This window comes from Rhizobium sp. O111 (assembly GCF_055616315.1).
This window is the reverse complement of record NZ_JBSHXL010000001.1, coordinates 1,094,864-1,111,672: the sequence shown is the minus strand read 5'-3', so window position 1 is coordinate 1,111,672 and position 16,809 is coordinate 1,094,864. Positions and strand designations below refer to the sequence as shown.

At 58.6% G+C, this 16,809-nt stretch carries 27 protein-coding genes; all 27 read right to left on the bottom strand.

Annotated features, from left to right (window positions below):
* Window positions 1-95: 95 nt before the first annotated feature.
* The 27 genes from rpsK to fusA all read right to left on the bottom strand — a co-directional run bounded on the left by rpsK (window position 96) and on the right by fusA (window position 16,784).
* On the bottom strand, window positions 96-485 hold the full coding sequence (rpsK, locus tag ACVTFQ_RS05720; RefSeq protein WP_003547577.1) for a 30S ribosomal protein S11: 390 nt from the start codon (window positions 483-485) through the stop codon (window positions 96-98).
* 134 nt (window positions 486-619) lie between these two features.
* Entirely contained in the window at window positions 620-988 is a 369-nt protein-coding gene (gene rpsM, locus ACVTFQ_RS05715; RefSeq protein ID WP_018900258.1) for a 30S ribosomal protein S13, read from the bottom strand.
* 225 nt (window positions 989-1,213) lie between these two features.
* On the bottom strand, window positions 1,214-1,864 hold the full coding sequence (locus ACVTFQ_RS05710) for an adenylate kinase (protein ID WP_111561258.1): 651 nt from the start codon (window positions 1,862-1,864) through the stop codon (window positions 1,214-1,216).
* Window positions 1,861-3,201 carry a preprotein translocase subunit SecY gene (gene secY / locus ACVTFQ_RS05705; protein WP_018900260.1) on the bottom strand — a complete coding sequence of 447 codons (1,341 nt, stop codon included), beginning with the start codon at window positions 3,199-3,201 and terminating at the stop codon, window positions 1,861-1,863. The genes ACVTFQ_RS05710 and secY overlap by 4 nt, the downstream gene beginning before the upstream one ends.
* A 239-nt stretch (window positions 3,202-3,440) precedes the next feature.
* Entirely contained in the window at window positions 3,441-3,914 is a 474-nt protein-coding gene (gene rplO, locus ACVTFQ_RS05700; RefSeq protein WP_016553563.1) for a 50S ribosomal protein L15, read from the bottom strand.
* A 16-nt stretch (window positions 3,915-3,930) separates the two neighbouring features.
* Window positions 3,931-4,140, bottom strand: a complete 210-nt coding sequence (rpmD, locus tag ACVTFQ_RS05695; protein ID WP_016553562.1) for a 50S ribosomal protein L30 — start codon at window positions 4,138-4,140, stop codon at window positions 3,931-3,933.
* A 13-nt stretch (window positions 4,141-4,153) separates the two neighbouring features.
* The gene (gene rpsE / locus ACVTFQ_RS05690) at window positions 4,154-4,723 is read right to left on the bottom strand and encodes a 30S ribosomal protein S5 (protein WP_018900261.1); all 570 of its coding nucleotides are present in this window, start codon (window positions 4,721-4,723) and stop codon (window positions 4,154-4,156) included.
* 130 nt (window positions 4,724-4,853) lie between these two features.
* The gene (gene rplR / locus ACVTFQ_RS05685) at window positions 4,854-5,216 is read right to left on the bottom strand and encodes a 50S ribosomal protein L18 (protein WP_018900262.1); all 363 of its coding nucleotides are present in this window, start codon (window positions 5,214-5,216) and stop codon (window positions 4,854-4,856) included.
* A gap of 12 nt (window positions 5,217-5,228) precedes the next feature.
* Entirely contained in the window at window positions 5,229-5,762 is a 534-nt protein-coding gene (gene rplF, locus ACVTFQ_RS05680; RefSeq protein ID WP_018900263.1) for a 50S ribosomal protein L6, read from the bottom strand.
* Between the two features lie 42 nt (window positions 5,763-5,804).
* Window positions 5,805-6,203 carry a 30S ribosomal protein S8 gene (gene rpsH / locus ACVTFQ_RS05675; RefSeq protein WP_018900264.1) on the bottom strand — a complete coding sequence of 133 codons (399 nt, stop codon included), beginning with the start codon at window positions 6,201-6,203 and terminating at the stop codon, window positions 5,805-5,807.
* Window positions 6,204-6,215: 12 nt separating this feature from the next.
* Entirely contained in the window at window positions 6,216-6,521 is a 306-nt protein-coding gene (rpsN, locus tag ACVTFQ_RS05670) for a 30S ribosomal protein S14 (protein WP_018900265.1), read from the bottom strand.
* A gap of 32 nt (window positions 6,522-6,553) precedes the next feature.
* On the bottom strand, window positions 6,554-7,111 hold the full coding sequence (rplE, locus tag ACVTFQ_RS05665; protein WP_018900266.1) for a 50S ribosomal protein L5: 558 nt from the start codon (window positions 7,109-7,111) through the stop codon (window positions 6,554-6,556).
* Window positions 7,111-7,413, bottom strand: a complete 303-nt coding sequence (gene rplX, locus ACVTFQ_RS05660; protein WP_470423736.1) for a 50S ribosomal protein L24 — start codon at window positions 7,411-7,413, stop codon at window positions 7,111-7,113. Before rplX ends, rplE begins: the two co-directional genes overlap by 1 nt.
* Before the next feature lie 12 nt (window positions 7,414-7,425).
* Window positions 7,426-7,794, bottom strand: coding sequence for a 50S ribosomal protein L14 (rplN, locus tag ACVTFQ_RS05655; RefSeq protein ID WP_018900268.1), 369 nt, complete (start codon window positions 7,792-7,794; stop codon window positions 7,426-7,428).
* A gap of 262 nt (window positions 7,795-8,056) precedes the next feature.
* Window positions 8,057-8,296, bottom strand: a complete 240-nt coding sequence (gene rpsQ, locus ACVTFQ_RS05650; protein WP_018900269.1) for a 30S ribosomal protein S17 — start codon at window positions 8,294-8,296, stop codon at window positions 8,057-8,059.
* Window positions 8,297-8,300: 4 nt separating this feature from the next.
* A complete protein-coding gene (rpmC, locus tag ACVTFQ_RS05645) occupies window positions 8,301-8,501 on the bottom strand; it encodes a 50S ribosomal protein L29 (RefSeq protein ID WP_016553554.1) in 201 nt (66 codons plus the stop codon).
* 12 nt (window positions 8,502-8,513) lie between these two features.
* Window positions 8,514-8,927, bottom strand: coding sequence for a 50S ribosomal protein L16 (rplP, locus tag ACVTFQ_RS05640; protein ID WP_003573792.1), 414 nt, complete (start codon window positions 8,925-8,927; stop codon window positions 8,514-8,516).
* 36 nt (window positions 8,928-8,963) lie between these two features.
* Window positions 8,964-9,683: a 30S ribosomal protein S3 gene (gene rpsC, locus ACVTFQ_RS05635; RefSeq protein ID WP_018900270.1), complete on the bottom strand. Its 720-nt coding sequence runs from the start codon at window positions 9,681-9,683 to the stop codon at window positions 8,964-8,966.
* The gene (gene rplV / locus ACVTFQ_RS05630; protein ID WP_018900271.1) at window positions 9,683-10,075 is read right to left on the bottom strand and encodes a 50S ribosomal protein L22; all 393 of its coding nucleotides are present in this window, start codon (window positions 10,073-10,075) and stop codon (window positions 9,683-9,685) included. The genes rpsC and rplV overlap by 1 nt, the downstream gene beginning before the upstream one ends.
* 2 nt (window positions 10,076-10,077) lie before the next feature.
* Window positions 10,078-10,356, bottom strand: a complete 279-nt coding sequence (gene rpsS, locus ACVTFQ_RS05625) for a 30S ribosomal protein S19 (protein WP_018900272.1) — start codon at window positions 10,354-10,356, stop codon at window positions 10,078-10,080.
* A gap of 15 nt (window positions 10,357-10,371) precedes the next feature.
* A complete protein-coding gene (gene rplB / locus ACVTFQ_RS05620) occupies window positions 10,372-11,208 on the bottom strand; it encodes a 50S ribosomal protein L2 (protein ID WP_018900273.1) in 837 nt (278 codons plus the stop codon).
* A gap of 11 nt (window positions 11,209-11,219) precedes the next feature.
* Window positions 11,220-11,513 (bottom strand): 50S ribosomal protein L23, encoded by a 294-nt coding sequence (locus tag ACVTFQ_RS05615; protein WP_018900274.1) that lies wholly within the window; start codon window positions 11,511-11,513, stop codon window positions 11,220-11,222.
* On the bottom strand, window positions 11,510-12,130 hold the full coding sequence (rplD, locus tag ACVTFQ_RS05610) for a 50S ribosomal protein L4 (RefSeq protein ID WP_018900275.1): 621 nt from the start codon (window positions 12,128-12,130) through the stop codon (window positions 11,510-11,512). The genes ACVTFQ_RS05615 and rplD overlap by 4 nt, the downstream gene beginning before the upstream one ends.
* A 13-nt stretch (window positions 12,131-12,143) precedes the next feature.
* Complete coding sequence (gene rplC / locus ACVTFQ_RS05605; protein ID WP_047509915.1) at window positions 12,144-12,785, bottom strand: 50S ribosomal protein L3; 642 nt, start codon at window positions 12,783-12,785, stop codon at window positions 12,144-12,146.
* Between the two features lie 34 nt (window positions 12,786-12,819).
* Complete coding sequence (rpsJ, locus tag ACVTFQ_RS05600) at window positions 12,820-13,128, bottom strand: 30S ribosomal protein S10 (RefSeq protein WP_003547547.1); 309 nt, start codon at window positions 13,126-13,128, stop codon at window positions 12,820-12,822.
* 313 nt (window positions 13,129-13,441) lie between these two features.
* On the bottom strand, window positions 13,442-14,617 hold the full coding sequence (tuf, locus tag ACVTFQ_RS05595; protein WP_111561256.1) for an elongation factor Tu: 1,176 nt from the start codon (window positions 14,615-14,617) through the stop codon (window positions 13,442-13,444).
* A gap of 67 nt (window positions 14,618-14,684) precedes the next feature.
* The gene (gene fusA / locus ACVTFQ_RS05590) at window positions 14,685-16,784 is read right to left on the bottom strand and encodes an elongation factor G (protein WP_111565413.1); all 2,100 of its coding nucleotides are present in this window, start codon (window positions 16,782-16,784) and stop codon (window positions 14,685-14,687) included.
* Between the last annotated feature and the right edge of the window lie 25 nt (window positions 16,785-16,809).

Sequence of the window (16,809 nt, the reverse complement as noted above, 5' to 3'; positions counted from 1 at the left end):
TGCCTTCCGTTCGTTGCCACCATCCAATCGTGACAACCGAGCTTGAGAAGCATCGGGAGCGAGGATCCGCTCACCGATGTTGTGAATGGCGATGATCAGACGCGACGCTTCTTGCGCGGGCGGCAACCATTGTGCGGGATCGGGGTCACGTCGCGGATGGACGTGATCATGAAACCAGCAGCCTGGAGGGCGCGCAGAGCGGATTCACGACCCGAACCCGGACCGCAAACTTCAACTTCCAGCGACTTCATGCCGTGTTCCTGAGCCTTCTTGGCGCAGTCTTCAGCAGCGATCTGAGCGGCGAACGGGGTCGACTTGCGCGAGCCCTTGAAGCCCTTGGCGCCAGCAGACGACCAGGCAATGGCGTTGCCCTGTGCGTCGGTGATCGTGATCATCGTGTTGTTGAAGGTCGAGTTGACGTGAGCGACGCCCGACGAAATGTTTTTACGTTCGCGACGGCGAACGCGTACGGCTTCCTTGGCCATTTTAATCCCTTTCTTGGATCTCTGCACCGCCGTAATACCAGCGGCTACACCGGAACGAGACCTTGCGGCCCTGCCCCAAACTCAAAAGAGGCCGGCGCAGACCGCCAGCCCCCTCACCTCCGGTTTCCCGGAAATTACTTCTTCTTACCAGCGATAGCCTTTGCCGGGCCCTTGCGGGTACGAGCATTGGTGTGCGTGCGCTGACCGCGGACCGGAAGGCCACGGCGATGACGCAGGCCGCGGTAGCAGCCGAGGTCCATCAGACGCTTGATGTTCATCGAGGTCTCGCGACGCAGGTCACCTTCGACCTGGTAATCGCGGTCGATGGTTTCGCGGATCTGCAGGACTTCAGCGTCGGTGAGCTGATTCACGCGACGATCAGCAGGAATACCGACCTTCTCGATGATTTCCTGTGCGAATTTCGGACCGATCCCGTGAATGTACGTCAGCGCGATTACAACGCGCTTTGCGGTCGGGATGTTGACGCCAGCGATACGTGCCACGCCTATTCTCCTTGCGTTCCAGTTGCCATCCGGCAAGTGGTGTCTCGTTACACGGCCTTGAAAGGCCGCAATTACAATTCAGGTTCTCAACAAGTCAAAACGATCGAACCCGGAATTCCTATCGGAAGTCCGCGCCGATCGCATCAGATATCGCGAGTTGGCGCGGTGTTTAACGGAATCAGTGCTGAAAAGCAACCGCTCCCGCCAAGTTTTATTTCCAAAGCCTTACAGCTTCGAAAGTATGCCCTCGATCTCGCCGGTGACGTGATCGATGTCTGCCATGCCATCCACCGACTGCAACTTGCCCTTGGCATAGTAGTAGCCGATCAGCGGCGATGTTTCCTTGTAGTAAGCGCCGAGACGCGTCACCACGGTTTCGCGGTTGTCATCGGGACGACGCTTGAAGTGAGTCGAACCACAGCGGTCGCAGACCCCTTCCACCTTCGGCTTGACGTTGGTGTCGTGATAGCCGGCACCACAATTCGCGCAGGTGTAGCGGCCCGAAACGCGGTCCGCCAGAATCTTGTCGTCCACCTGGATCTCGACGACCTTCGACAGTTCGAGACCCTTGCCGTTGAGCATGGCTTCCGTTGCATCGGCCTGAACCAGCGTACGCGGGAAACCGTCGAGGATGAAGCCATTCTCGCAATCGGGCTGGTCGATACGCTCCGACACGATTGCGATGACGATGTCGTCAGAGACAAGCTTGCCAGCATCCATGACGGCCTTGGCGCGCTTGCCGACTTCGGTACCGGCCTGAACGGCGGCGCGAAGCATGTCACCCGTGGAAAGTTGCGGAATGCCGTACTTTTCCACGATCCGCTGAGCTTGAGTCCCCTTACCCGCGCCCGGCGGCCCCAAAAGTATAAGTCTCATCGACCCCTCTTTCCTCCACGCAACTTCGATTTCTTGATCAGGCCTTCGTACTGCTGCGCGATCAGGTGACCCTGAATCTGCGCGACCGTATCAAGAGTTACGCTAACGACAATCAAAAGCGAAGTGCCACCAAGGGATAATGGGATCCCTGTCTGCGACACGAGGATTTCTGGAAGAATGCAGACGAATACGAGGTAGATCGCGCCGATGACCGTGATGCGGGTCAGCACGTAATCGATGTACTCGGCGGTGCGCTCACCGGGACGGATGCCCGGGATGAAGCCGCCGTGCTTCTTCAGATTGTCGGCCGTATCCTTCGGATTGAAGACGATGGCCGTGTAGAAGAAGGCGAAGAAGGCGATCAGCAGACCGTAGAGGAGCATGTAGAGCGGCTGGCCATGGCCAAGAGCCGCGACAATCGAGGTTACCCAGGTCGGCATGTTGGTGGTGCTGGCGAAGCCCGCGATCGTTGCCGGCAGGAGTAGCAGCGAGGACGAGAAGATCGCCGGGATAACGCCCGAGGTGTTGAGCTTCAGCGGCAGGTGCGACGTGTCGCCCTGGAACATACGGTTGCCCACCTGGCGCTTCGGATACTGGATCAGAAGGCGACGCTGGGCGCGCTCGACGAACACAATGATCGCGATGACGGCGATAGCAACGACGATGACCAGCAGGATGAGGCTCGTCGACAGCGCGCCTGTGCGGCCGAGTTCCAGCGTACCGGCAAGAGCCGAAGGCAGGCCAGCGGCGATGCCGGCGAAGATGATGAGCGAGATGCCGTTACCGATACCGCGCGAGGTGATCTGCTCACCGAGCCACATCAGGAACATCGTGCCGCCGAGCAGCGTGATGACGGTGGAGACGCGGAAGAAGATGCCCGGATCGACCACGAGCCCCTGCCCGCTCTCCAGACCAATGGCAATGCCATAAGCCTGCAGCGTGCCGAGAAGCACCGTGCCGTAGCGGGTGTACTGGTTGATGATCTTGCGGCCCTGCTCGCCTTCCTTCTTCAGGTTTTCGAGCGCCGGGACGACCGAGGTCATCAGCTGCACGATAATCGAAGCGGAAATGTAGGGCATGATGCCGAGGGCGAAGATCGCCATGCGCTGAACAGCGCCGCCCGAGAACATGTTGAAGAGGCCGAGAATGCCGCCTGCCTGACCCTGGAAGGCCTGTGCATAAGCCTGCGGGTTGAGGCCGGGAAGCGGAATATGCGTTCCCAACCGATAGACGAGGAGAGCTGCCAGTGTAAACCACAGGCGCTTCTTGAGATCCTCGGCTTTGGCGAAGGTCGAGAAATTGAGGTTGGAAGCCAACTGTTCCGCTGCAGACGCCATGCGTATCTCCGCGCTACCGGTTTCGGGCTCTGACCAAGCGAAAGGCAGAACGCCGGATCGGCATTTCTGAATTATTCAAAAGCGGGCTTCGGACGGATTGCGGGCGCAACCTATGCCTCACCCTGTTGTTCGTCTAACCTGTCCTGACGCACGTGCATCCGACCGGTTTTTGTGAGGCTCACATATGGGAGCAAAACCGCCCGGTGTGAAGCACCCCGGGCGGTTTATCATAGATTAAATTATTCTGCAGCTGCGGCAGAAAGAAGCGTGACGGAACCGCCAGCCTTTTCGATCTTTTCGACTGCCGGCTTGGAAGCGCCAGCAACTTCGAACTTGACCTTTGCCTTCAGCTCGCCGTCGGCGAGAACGCGAACGCCGTCCTTGACGCGACGGATAACGCCGGCAGCCTTGAGAGCTGCTGCATCAACCGTGGACTTGGCGTCGAGCTTGCCAGCGTCGATAGCAGCCTGAACACGCTCCAGGGACACGACAACGAAGTCGGCCTTGAAGATGTTGTTGAAGCCGCGCTTCGGCAGGCGACGGTAGATTGGCATCTGACCGCCTTCGAAGCCGTTGATGGCTACGCCCGAACGGGACTTCTGACCCTTGACACCGCGACCACCGGTCTTGCCGGAGCCCGAACCGATACCGCGGCCGAGGCGCTTGCGGCTATGGGTCGAACCTTCGTTGTCTTTGATTTCATTGAGTTTCATAGCGAATACTCCCTGCTTACTTCTCGTCGACGATGCGAACGAGATGCTGGACAGCACGGATCATGCCACGAACGGAAGGGGTATCTTCCAGCGTGCGACGACGGTGCATCTTGTTCAGCCCGAGACCGATCAGCGTGCGCTGCTGGACATCCGGACGGCGAATCGGGCTGCCGATCTGCTCGACGGTAACCGTCTTCGCTTCGGTCTTCTTTGTAGCCTTGGCCATGGATCAGCTCCTCTTATTCTTCAGAAGCGTTACCGGAAGCGGCACGGCGAGCCTGAAGCGTTGCATACTTGATGCCGCGCTGTGCTGCGATGTCCTTCGGGTGAACCTGGTGCTTCAGAGCGTCGAAGGTAGCGCGAACCATGTTGTATGGGTTCGAGGAACCGGTCGACTTGGCGACGACGTCGTGAACGCCGAGCGTTTCGAAAACAGCGCGCATCGGACCACCGGCGATGATACCGGTACCGACCTTGGCCGAACGAAGCAGAACCTTGCCGGCGCCGTGGCGGCCGTGAACGTCGTGATGCAGCGTACGGCCGTCGCGCAGCGGTACGAAGATCAGTTCGCGCTTGGCAGCTTCAGTTGCCTTGCGGATTGCTTCCGGCACTTCACGTGCCTTGCCGTGACCGAAGCCAACGCGGCCCTTCTGGTCACCGACGACGACGAGAGCAGCAAAACCGAAACGACGGCCGCCCTTGACGACCTTGGCGACGCGGTTGATCGCGACCAGCTTGTCGACGAATTCGCTATCGCGCTCTTCGCGGTTCTGGCGATCGTCGCGCGAACCTTTTCTTTCCTGTGCCATTGTCCTTTTCCTTTTTCTTTTGCGGGTGGAACGGCAGACAACACGAGGACCGCAGCAGCCTCCCCTATCGAGGAGCGTTTGCGGTCCGGTTAAAATCCGGCCGGAGCGCTGAGCTCCGGCCGGAAATTCATTAGAAGGTCAGACCGCCTTCGCGGGCTGCATCTGCCAGGGCCTTGATACGGCCGTGATAGATGAAGGCGCCACGGTCGAATACGACTTCCTTGACACCAGCCTTGGAGGCGCGCTCGGCGACGAGCTTGCCAACGGCGGCAGCTGCCGCGGTGTCAGCACCGGTCTTCAGAGAACCGCGCAGGTCCTTATCGAGCGTCGAGGCAGCCGCGAGGGTCTTGCCGGCAACATCGTCGATAACCTGAACGTAGATGTTCTTCGAGGAGCGATGAACCGACAGGCGCGGACGGCCATTGGCCACCGACTTGAGATGACGGCGCACGCGGTTGGCACGACGTGCAAGTGCTTCTTTCCTGCTAGCCATTTCGCGTGATCCTTACTTCTTCTTGCCTTCTTTGCGAACGATACGTTCGCCGGCATACTTGACGCCCTTGCCCTTGTAAGGCTCAGGACCGCGGTATTCGCGGATTTCAGCGGCGACCTGGCCGACCTGCTGCTTATTGATGCCAGTGACAACAATTTCAGTAGGCTTCGGCACAGCGATCGTGATGCCGACCGGCGGCTCATAAACCACGTCGTGGCTGAAACCGAGAGCGAGCTGCAGGTTCTTGCCCTGAAGCGACGCGCGGTAACCAACGCCGTTGATTTCGAGCTTGCGCTCGTAGCCGTCCTTAACACCCGTGAAGATGTTTTCGATCATCGTGCGGGACATGCCCCACTTCGAACGAGCATCCTTCGACTGCGTGAGCGGCGTCACGACAACCGCATTGTTTTCGAGCTTAACGCCGACTTCGTCGTTTGCGACGAAGAACAGCTCGCCCTTCGGGCCCTTTGCAGTAACCTTCTGGCCTTCGACCGTAGCCGTAATCCCAGCAGGAATCTGAACGGGCTTCTTACCGATACGAGACATTTTTATATCCTGTCTGTTCGCTATGGAGATCGATGCTCGGTATTAGAATACCGAGCAAAGAACCTCGCCACCAACGTTCTGTTCGCGAGCCTGGTGATCAGCCATCACACCCTTCGGAGTCGAAAGGATGGTGATGCCGAGACCGTTCGCGACCTGCGGAATGGACTTGACCGAGACATAAACCCGGCGGCCCGGCTTGGACACACGGCCGATCTCACGGATCACCGATGCGCCTTCGTAGTACTTCAGCTCGATGTTGATTTCAGACTTGCCATTGCCGAAATCGACAAGAGCGTAGCCACGGATGTAGCCTTCAGCCTGGAGAACATCGAGAACACGTGCACGGAGCTTCGAAGCAGGCGTCGAGACCGACGACTTGCGGCGGGAAGCGCCGTTACGGATGCGGGTGAGCATATCGCCCAACGGATCAGTCATTGTCATCTAACCTGCTCCTTACCAGCTGGACTTGACGATGCCCGGCACCTTGCCGAGATTGCCGAGTTCACGCAGCGCGATACGCGACATGCGCAGTTTGCGGTAGTATGCGCGCGGACGGCCCGATACTTCACAACGGTTGCGAATACGGGTCTTCGATCCATCGCGCGGCAGGGATGCCAGCTTGATCGAGGCCTTGAACCGGTCTTCGATCGGAAGAGCCTGGTTCATGATGATCGCCTTCAACTCGGCGCGCTTAGCGGCCTGGTTGGCGACCGTAATACGGCGGCGCTTGTTCTTTTCAACTGCGCTGGTCTTCGCCATGTGTGGTTCCTTTTCTACGCTCGTCGTTACGGTTACTGACGGAACGGGAAGTTGAACTCTGTGAGCAGAGCCCGTGCTTCGTCGTCCTTGGTGGCCGTCGTGCAAACGATGATGTCCATGCCCCACATCTGATCAACCTTATCGTAGTTGATCTCAGGGAACACAATGTGCTCCTTGATGCCCATGGCGAAGTTGCCACGGCCGTCAAAGCTCTTCGGGTTCAGGCCGCGGAAGTCGCGAACGCGCGGTAGCGCGATGTTCACGAGACGGTCCAGGAACTCGTACATGCGAGCGCCGCGCAGGGTAACCTTTGCGCCGATCGGCATATCTTCGCGGACCTTGAAGCCAGCGATGGAGTTGCGTGCACGGGTGATGACCGGCTTCTGACCAGCGATAGCGGCCAGGTCAGCTGCAGCAACAGTCGGCTTCTTCGAATCAGCCGTTGCTTCACCAACACCCATGTTGATTACGATCTTGTCGAGCTTGGGGATCATCATCTCGTTGGCGTAGGAGAACTTCTCCTGCATCGCCGCACGGATGCGCTCGACATATTCCTTCTTGAGCCGCGGCTCGTACTTTGCCTGAGCCATCAGATCACCTCACCGGAACGCTTGGCCACACGGACCTTCTTGCCGTCAACAACCTTGAAACCAACGCGGGTCGGCTTGCCGTCCTTGTCGATGATCGAGACGTTGGACAAGTGAACCGAGGCTTCCTTGCTGATGATGCCGGCTTCCTGGGTCTGCGTCTGGCGCTGGTGGCGCTTCACGCCGTTGACGCCACGGACTACGGCGCGATCTTCCTTGGGCAGAACCTGAAGGACTTCGCCAGTGCGGCCCTTGTCCTTGCCTGCGAGCATGACGACCGTGTCGCCCTTACGAATCTTTTGCATCGTTCGTGCTCCTTACAGAACTTCTGGAGCGAGCGAGATGATCTTCATGTGGTTCTTGGCGCGAAGTTCGCGCGGAACCGGTCCGAAGATACGGGTGCCGATCGGCTCTTTCTTGTTGTCGATGAGGACTGCTGCATTGGTGTCGAAGCGGATGATGGAACCATCTACGCGACGGATTTCCTTGGCGGTGCGAACGACAACCGCCTTCATCACGTCACCCTTCTTCACGCGGCCGCGCGGAATAGCTTCCTTGATCGAAACGACGATAACGTCGCCGATCGAGGCATACTTGCGCTTAGAACCGCCCAGCACCTTGATGCACATGACACGACGTGCGCCGGAATTATCCGCCACGTCGAGGTTTGTTTGCATCTGAATCATATCAGGTCGCCTTCTTGTGTTTACCGGAATGGTTGGGCTGTCGCCCCCTACCCCGGCATATGAAAATTGTCAGCCGGCCGCTTGCCACGAGAGCAGGCGAAAACACGGCATTAGCTTGACTAGCGCGGGATCGATCGTGCCAGGGTGGTTTCCCAAACGGGACCTTCCGTGCGCTCAAAGTAAAAGAACGCTCGACGAACGAGCGTTCTGACGCTGCTTCATACAGAAATTTCCGCGAGACGCAAGGCCTCGCGAGAAATTCTTACTTTGCCTGGCCGGAAATGACCGTCCAGCACTTGTCCTTGGAGATCGGCGCGCATTCCTCGATGGATACGGTATCGCCAATCTTGTACTGATTGTTTTCGTCGTGGGCCTTGTACTTCTTGGAACGACGAACGGTCTTCTGCATCAGCGGATGAGCGAAACGACGCTCAACGCGGACAACTACAGTCTTCTCGTTCTTGTCGCCAACGACGACGCCCTGCAGGATGCGCTTCGGCATATTCTTAGGCCTTTGCTTCTGCCGCCTTCTGGCGGGCAATGGTTTTCACGCGGGCGATGTCCTTGCGAACTTCGTTGACGCGGGAGGACTTTTCGAGCTGACCGGTGGCCTTCTGGAAGCGCAGGTTGAACTGCTCCTTCTTCAGGTCGGCGAGCTTGTCCTTGAGCTGATCGGCCGTCAGGCCGCGAACTTCTTCGGCTTTCATGTGCCTTGCTCCTTACTCTGCAATGCGCTGTACGAAGCGCGTCTTGACCGAGAGCTTGGCAGAGCCGAGGCGAAGCGCTTCGCGAGCGATTTCTTCGCTGACGCCGTCGATCTCGAACATCATGCGGCCTGGCTTGACCTTGCATGCCCAATATTCAACAGAGCCCTTACCCTTACCCATACGGACTTCGGTCGGCTTTGCGGTTACCGGAACATCCGGGAACACGCGGATCCATACACGGCCAGCACGCTTCATGTAGCGCGTGATCGCGCGGCGGGCCGCTTCGATCTCACGTGCATTTACGCGGTTTGGCTCCTGAGCCTTAAGGCCGAATTCACCGAAGGCGAGGTCGGAACCACCCTTGGCGACGCCCTTGATGCGGCCCTTAAATTGCTTGCGGTACTTGGTACGCTTTGGCTGCAACATTTTCTTATTCTCCGAACTTATCTGCCACCAACGCTATTAAGCGTTGTCGCGGCGACGATCGCGGTCACGGCTAGCCGGACCCTGAGCATCACCCTCGAGTGCGCGGCGCTCGGAGGCCATCGGATCGTGCTCAAGGATTTCGCCCTTGAAGATCCAAACCTTGATGCCGCAGATACCGAAAGCGGTTTCCGCTTCGGCTGTGCCGTAGTCGATGTCAGCGCGCAGCGTATGCAGCGGCACGCGACCTTCGCGGTACCATTCCGTACGAGCGATTTCAGCACCGCCGAGACGGCCCGCGCAGGTGATCTTGATGCCTTCGGCGCCAAGACGCATTGCGGACTGAACGGCGCGCTTCATGGCGCGACGGAAAGCAACACGACGCTCGAGCTGCTGAGCGATCGACTGAGCGACCAGTACAGCGTCGACTTCCGGCTTGCGAACTTCAACGATGTTGAGGTGCGTTTCGGAGTTCGTCATGTCCGACAGCTTCTTGCGGAGCTTGTCGATGTCTGCGCCCTTCTTGCCGATGATCAGGCCCGGACGAGCCGAGTGGATCGTAACGCGGCACTTCTTGTGCGGACGCTCGATAACCACCTTGGAGATACCAGCCTGCTTCAGTTCGCTCATGACGAACTTGCGCATCTTCAGGTCTTCGTGCAGCAGCTGACCGTATTCGGCATTGTCCGCGAACCAGCGGCTATCCCAGGTACGGTTGATGCCAAGACGGAAACCAATTGGATTGATTTTCTGACCCATTATGCGGCCTCCTCGGTGGCGGCTTCAACTTCGCGAACAACGATCGTGAGGTGCGCAAAGGGCTTTTCGATGCGCGATGCACGACCACGGCCACGAGCGTGGAAACGCTTCATGACGATCGACTTGCCAACGTAAGCTTCCGCTACGACCAGCGAGTCAACGTCGAGATCATGGTTGTTCTCGGCGTTTGCGATCGCAGATTCGAGCGTCTTCTTGACGGCGCCTGCGATGCGCTTGCGGGAGAATTCCAGCTCAGCGAGTGCGCGCTCGACCTTCTTGCCGCGGATAGCCGCGGCAACCAGGTTGAGCTTCTGTGGGCTGACGCGGAGCGTGCGGGCGACTGCTTGCGCCTCGTTGTCCTTCAGCCGGCGTTCGGCTTTTGCCTTGCCCATCGTTACTTCCTCTTTGCCTTCTTGTCCGCACCGTGACCGTAGTAGGTCCGGGTCGGAGAGAATTCACCGAATTTGTGACCGACCATGTCTTCATTGACGTTGACCGGAATATGCTTGCTGCCGTTGTAGACGCCGAAGGTGAGACCGACGAACTGGGGCAGGATCGTGGAGCGACGGCTCCAGATCTTGATTACTTCTGCACGTCCGCCTTCACGAACCTTCTCAGCCTTCTTGAGAAGATAGCCGTCAACGAACGGACCTTTCCATACTGAACGAGCCATTGGAGACTTCCTCTCTTACTTCTTACGCTGATGACGCGAGCGCATGATCATCTTGTCGGTCGACTTGTTCGACCGGGTGCGCTTGCCCTTGGTCGGCTTACCCCAAGGGGTAACCGGGTGACGACCACCGGAAGTGCGGCCTTCACCACCACCGTGCGGGTGGTCGACAGGGTTCATGACAACACCGCGGTTATGCGGACGCTTGCCGCGCCATACGGTACGACCGGCCTTGCCGTCGTTGATGTTGGCGTGGTCAGGGTTCGAAACCGCACCGATCGAAGCAAGGCAGGAGCCCGGCACGAGGCGCTGTTCGCCAGAGTTCAGACGAAGGATCGCGAGACCCGCGTCGCGGCCTACGAGCTGTGCGTAGGAACCAGCGGAGCGAGCGATCTGACCGCCCTTGCCCGGCTTCATTTCCACGTTGTGGATGATGGAGCCAACCGGGATGTACTGCAGGGGCATGGTGTTGCCCGGCTTTACGTCCACAGCCTTTTCAGAGGCGATGACCTTGTCGCCGGCAGCAAGGCGCTGCGGAGCGATGATGTAGGCCTGTTCGCCGTCGGCGTAGGAGATGAGCGCGATGAACGCGGTACGGTTCGGGTCGTATTCGATACGCTCTACCGTGCCTTCAACTTCGAACTTGCGACGCTTGAAGTCGATCAGACGATACGTACGCTTGTGACCGCCGCCGATGAAGCGAGCCGTGATGCGACCGAGGTTGTTACGACCGCCGCTCTTGGTCAGACCCTGCGTCAGCGCCTTGACCGGCTTGCCCTTGTAGAGCGAAGAGCGGTCGACGATGACCAGCTGACGCTGGCTCGGGGTCGTAGGATTGAATGTTTTCAATGCCATGTTTTTATTCCTCAGAGACCGGTGGAGACGTCGATCGTCTGGCCTTCAGCCAAAGTCACGATTGCCTTCTTCACGTCCTTCTGCTTGCCGACAAAACCGCGGAAACGACGGGTCTTGCCCTTGCGGAGCAGAGTGTTGACGGCCGTGACCTTGACGCCGAAGAGCGCCTCGACTGCAGCCTTGATTTCCGGCTTCGACGCCGTCTTAGCGACGTTGAAAACAACCTGGTTGTTTTCCGATACCAGAGTGGACTTTTCGGTGATCGACGGCGAGACGATCACATCATAGTGGCGAAGATCGGTCACTTGAAACGCTCCTCTAGAGCTTCAACGGCAGCCTTGGAAAGCACGAGCTTGCCACGGCGCACGATGTCATAAACGTTGATGCCCTGGATCGGCAGAACATCGATGTTCGGGATGTTCTTGGCTGCGAGCTTGAAGTTGCCATCAAGTTCGGCGCCGCCGATGAAGAGAGCGTTGGTCAGGCCGAGCGTTGCGAAGGTCGAAGCCAGAGCCTTGGTCTTTGCTTCAGCAGCAACCAAGTTGTCGATGATGATGACATCATCGGACTTCAGCTTTGCCGACAGAGCCAGACGCAGGCCGAGAGCGCGAACCTTCTTCGGAAGGTCGTGTTCGTGGCTGCGAGCAACCGGGCCGTGAGCCTTACCACCGCCGCGGAACTGCGGAGCACGAGCCGAATGGTGACGAGCGCGGCCCGTACCCTTCTGCTTGTACATCTTGGCGCCGGTGCGCCATACGTCGGCGCGGCCCTTTGCCTGGTGAGTGCCCTGCTGCTTCTTGGCAAGCTGCCAGCGGATTACGCGGGCGAGAATGTCTTCGCGGGGCTCGAGACCGAAAATCGCGTCAGAAAGAGAAACCTTCCCTGCGTCTTTTCCCTCGAGGGTCTTGACGTTGAATTCCATTGGTCTGGCTCCCTTACTTCGCGGCCGACTTGACGGCGTCGCGCACGATGATCCAGGCACCCTTGGAACCGGGTACTGCACCCTTGATCAGGATCAGACCACGATCTTCGTCGGTCGAAACCACTTCAAGGTTCTGAGTCGTTACGCGCGTCTGGCCCATGTGACCAGCCATCTTCTTGTTCTTGAAAACCTTGCCCGGATCCTGGCGCGAGCCGGTCGAACCATGCGAGCGGTGCGAAACCGACACACCGTGCGTGGCGCGCAGACCGCCGAAGCCGTGACGCTTCATGGCGCCGGCAAAGCCCTTACCAATGGTCGTGCCGGTGACATCGACGAGCTGACCGGTGGCGAAGTGGCCAGCCTTGAGCTCGGTGCCGACGTCAAGCAGGTTGTCTTCCGTGACACGGAATTCAGCGAGCTTGGCCTTTGGCTCGACGTTGGCAATAGCGAAATTGCCGCGCATCGCCTTGGACGTGTTCTTGACCTTCGCCGTGCCAGCACCAAGCTGAACTGCGGCGTAGCCGTTCTTTTCTACTGTGCGCTGGGCCACTACCTGGCAGCCTTCCATACGCAATACTGTTACCGGAACATGTTCGCCGGCGTCGTTATAGACGCGGGTCATGCCGATCTTCTGTGCAATCACACCTGAACGCATCGGTTCAATCCTTCCAACTCAGCTCGAGCTAGGCTCAGAGCTTGATCTCAACATCGACACCAGCGGCGAGATCGAGCTTCATCAGCGCGTCTACCGTCTGCGGTGTCGGGTCAACGATGTCGAGGAGGCGCTTATGCGTGCGCATCTCGAACTGCTCGCGGCTCTTCTTGTCGATGTGTGGGGACCGGTTTACCGTAAACTTCTCGATGCGAGTCGGAAGCGGAACGGGGCCCCGGACGCTTGCGCCGGTGCGCTTCGCCGTCGACACGATCTCGCGCGTCGAAGCGTCGAGAATGCGGTGATCGAACGCCTTCAGGCGAATGCGGATATTTTGGCCGTTCATTCGACGTTATCCTTGTGTTTGTTACTTACGCGCCCTTGTTCAAGGCACGGGTTGTTTTCTTCCCTAAAGGCGGACCACCGGTTTCAAAGATCGAGAGGGACGTCGGAAACCGGCATCCCTATCCAGTCTTCAGGCCTTTCGGCCACCTTTATGTTAGCTTCAGTCTGCCGCTTCGAAACAACGAAGCAGCGCGCAAACAGCGCTTGCGCGCCATGTGCCGTATTTCTTTGTAATAAGCAAGCGGCTAAAGCCACTTGCTTCATAATAATGTCATCGAAGCGGCCGTCTCTTTCGAGACGGCCGATCTCAATGATTACTCGATGATCGAGGCAACGATGCCTGCGCCGACGGTACGGCCGCCTTCGCGGATAGCGAAGCGCAGCTTTTCTTCCATCGCGATCGGAACGATCAGCTCAACGGCAACCGTGACGTTGTCGCCAGGCATAACCATTTCCGTGCCTTCCGGCAGAGAAACGATGCCGGTCACGTCGGTCGTGCGGAAGTAGAACTGCGGACGGTAGTTCGTGAAGAACGGCGTATGACGGCCGCCTTCTTCCTTCGTCAGGATGTAGGCTTCAGCCATGAACTTCTTGTGCGGCTTGACAGAGCCCGGCTTGCACAGGATCTGACCACGCTCAACGCCGTCACGGTTAACACCGCGAACCAGAGCGCCGATGTTGTCGCCAGCCTGGCCCTGATCGAGCAGCTTGCGGAACATTTCAACGCCGGTAACCGTCGTCTTCGAGGTAGCGCGGATGCCGACGATTTCGACTTCTTCACCAACCTTGACGATGCCGCGCTCGACGCGACCGGTCACAACCGTACCACGACCCGAGATCGAGAACACGTCTTCGATCGGCATCAGGAACGGCTGGTCGATCGGACGCTCAGGCGTCGGGATGTAGGCGTCGACGGCGGCCATCAGTTCGCGAACGGCGTCTTCGCCGATCTTCTTGTCCGAATCGTTGAGAGCAGCAAGAGCCGAACCCTTGACGACAGGAACGTCGTCGCCCGGGAAGTCGTAGGACGACAGAAGTTCGCGAACTTCCATCTCGACGAGCTCGAGCAGTTCGGCGTCGTCGACCTGGTCGACCTTGTTGAGGAACACGACCAGAGCCGGAACGCCAACCTGACGAGCAAGCAGGATGTGCTCGCGGGTCTGCGGCATCGGGCCGTCAGCAGCCGAGCAAACCAGGATCGCGCCGTCCATCTGTGCGGCACCGGTGATCATGTTCTTGACGTAGTCGGCGTGGCCGGGGCAATCAACGTGGGCATAGTGACGGTTGGCCGTCTCGTACTCTACGTGTGCCGTCGAGATGGTGATGCCGCGTGCCTTTTCTTCCGGAGCAGCGTCGATCTGGTCGTACGCCTTGAACTCGCCGAAGTACTTCGTGATCGCTGCCGTCAGAGACGTCTTGCCGTGGTCAACGTGGCCGATCGTGCCGATGTTAACGTGCGGCTTGTTGCGCTCAAATTTGCTCTTTGCCATTTAGGCTCTCCATTCTTGCAAGTCCGCGAGGGACTTAATTCTTGTTATCGGTCAATTGGTATTCCGGTCACTTCTGACCGGAATACTTTGCCTGGATCTCGGTTGCGACGTTCGACGGGACCGGCGAGTAGTGATCGAAGGTCATCGTGTACTGTGCGCGGCCCTGCGACATGGAGCGCAGGTTGTCGACGTACTTGAACATGTTCGCCAGCGGAACGTTGGCGTTGATGACGATCGCGATGCCGCGCTGTTCCTGACCCTGGATCTGACCACGGCGGGAGTTCAGGTCACCGATGACGTCGCCGACGTAATCTTCCGGCGTTACGACTTCGACCTTCATCATCGGCTCGAGGAGCTGAGCGCCGGCCTTCTTGGCTGCTTCACGGAAGCAAGCACGCGAAGCGATTTCGAACGCCAGGACGGACGAGTCAACGTCGTGGAAGGCACCGTCAACGAGCGTCGCCTTGACGCCGAGCATCGGGAAGCCAGCCAGCGGACCGGAAGACAGAACGCTTTCGATACCCTTCTGAACGCCCGGGATGTATTCCTTCGGAACAGCACCGCCGACGATCTTGGATTCGAACTTGAAGTCGTCGCCTTCTGGGTTCGGTTCGAAGATGATCTTGACGCGCGCGAACTGACCGGTACCACCGGACTGCTTCTTGTGCGTGTAGTCTTCTTCGTGCTGACGCGTGATGGTTTCGCGATAGGCAACCTGCGGAGCACCGACGGTTGCTTCAACCTTGAATTCGCGACGCATGCGGTCGACGAGAATGTCGAGGTGAAGTTCGCCCATGCCGGCGATGATCGTCTGACCGGATTCCTGGTCAGTCTTCACGCGGAAGGACGGGTCTTCAGCAGCCAGACGGTTGAGCGCGAGGCCCATCTTTTCCTGGTCGCCTTTGGTCTTCGGCTCGATCGCGATCTGGATGACCGGCTCGGGGAATTCCATGCGCTCGAGGATAACCGGCTTCAGCGGATCGCAGAGCGTATCGCCGGTCGTGGTTTCCTTGAGGCCGGCGAGAGCAACGATGTCGCCTGCGAAGGCTTCTTCGATGTCTTCACGCGAGTTCGAGTGCATCTGCAGCATGCGGCCAACACGCTCGCGCTTGTCCTTGACCGTGTTCATGACCGACGCGCCCTTTTCGAGCTTGCCGGAGTAGATGCGGGCGAAGGTCAGCGAACCGACGAAGGGGTCGTTCATGATCTTGAACGCGAGCATGGAAAGCGGCTCGGCGTCGTCAGCATGACGTTCGATTTCGGCTTCGGTCTTGAAGTCGATGCCCTTGATTGCCGGGATGTCCATCGGCGACGGCAGGTAATCGACAACTGCGTCGAGCAGCGGCTGAACGCCCTTGTTCTTGAAGGCGGTGCCGCAGAACATCGGGTGGAACTTGACGTCGATCGTGCCGCGACGGACGAGCGCGCGGATCTGGTCGTTGTCGGGCATGGTGCCTTCGAGGTAGGCTTCCATCGCGGCTTCGTCGATCTCGACAACGGTCTCGATCAGCTTTTCGCGATATTCCGCAGCCTTTTCCTTCAGGTCATCAGGGATTTCGACGACGTCCCACTGGGCGCCGAGCGACTCGTCGCGCCAGACGAGTGCGTTCATCTCGATCAGATCGACAACGCCCTTGAAGTCGCTTTCAGCGCCGATCGGGAGCTGCATGACGACCGCGGTGGCGCCGAGACGGGTCTTGATCATTTCTACCGAGCGGTAGAAGTCAGCACCGGTCTTGTCCATCTTGTTGCAGAAGATCATACGCGGAACGTTGTACTTCTCAGCCTGACGCCAGACGGTTTCCGTCTGCGGCTCTACGCCTGCGTTGGCATCGAGAAGGGCAACAGCACCGTCGAGAACGCGCAGCGAACGTTCGACTTCAATGGTGAAGTCAACGTGGCCGGGGGTGTCGATGATGTTGAAGCGACGCATCTTGCCGTCGCGACCCTTCCAGAAGGTCGTGGTCGCAGCGGACGTGATCGTGATGCCACGCTCCTGCTCCTGCTCCATCCAGTCCATCGTGGCGGCGCCATCGTGCACTTCGCCGATCTTGTGCGACTTGCCGGTGTAGTAAAGGATACGCTCGGTCGTCGTCGTCTTGCCGGCGTCGATGTGCGCCATGATACCGAAATTACGGTAGTCTTCGATTTTATATTCGCGAGCCATAATGGACTGCCTTTCGGGAACCGTT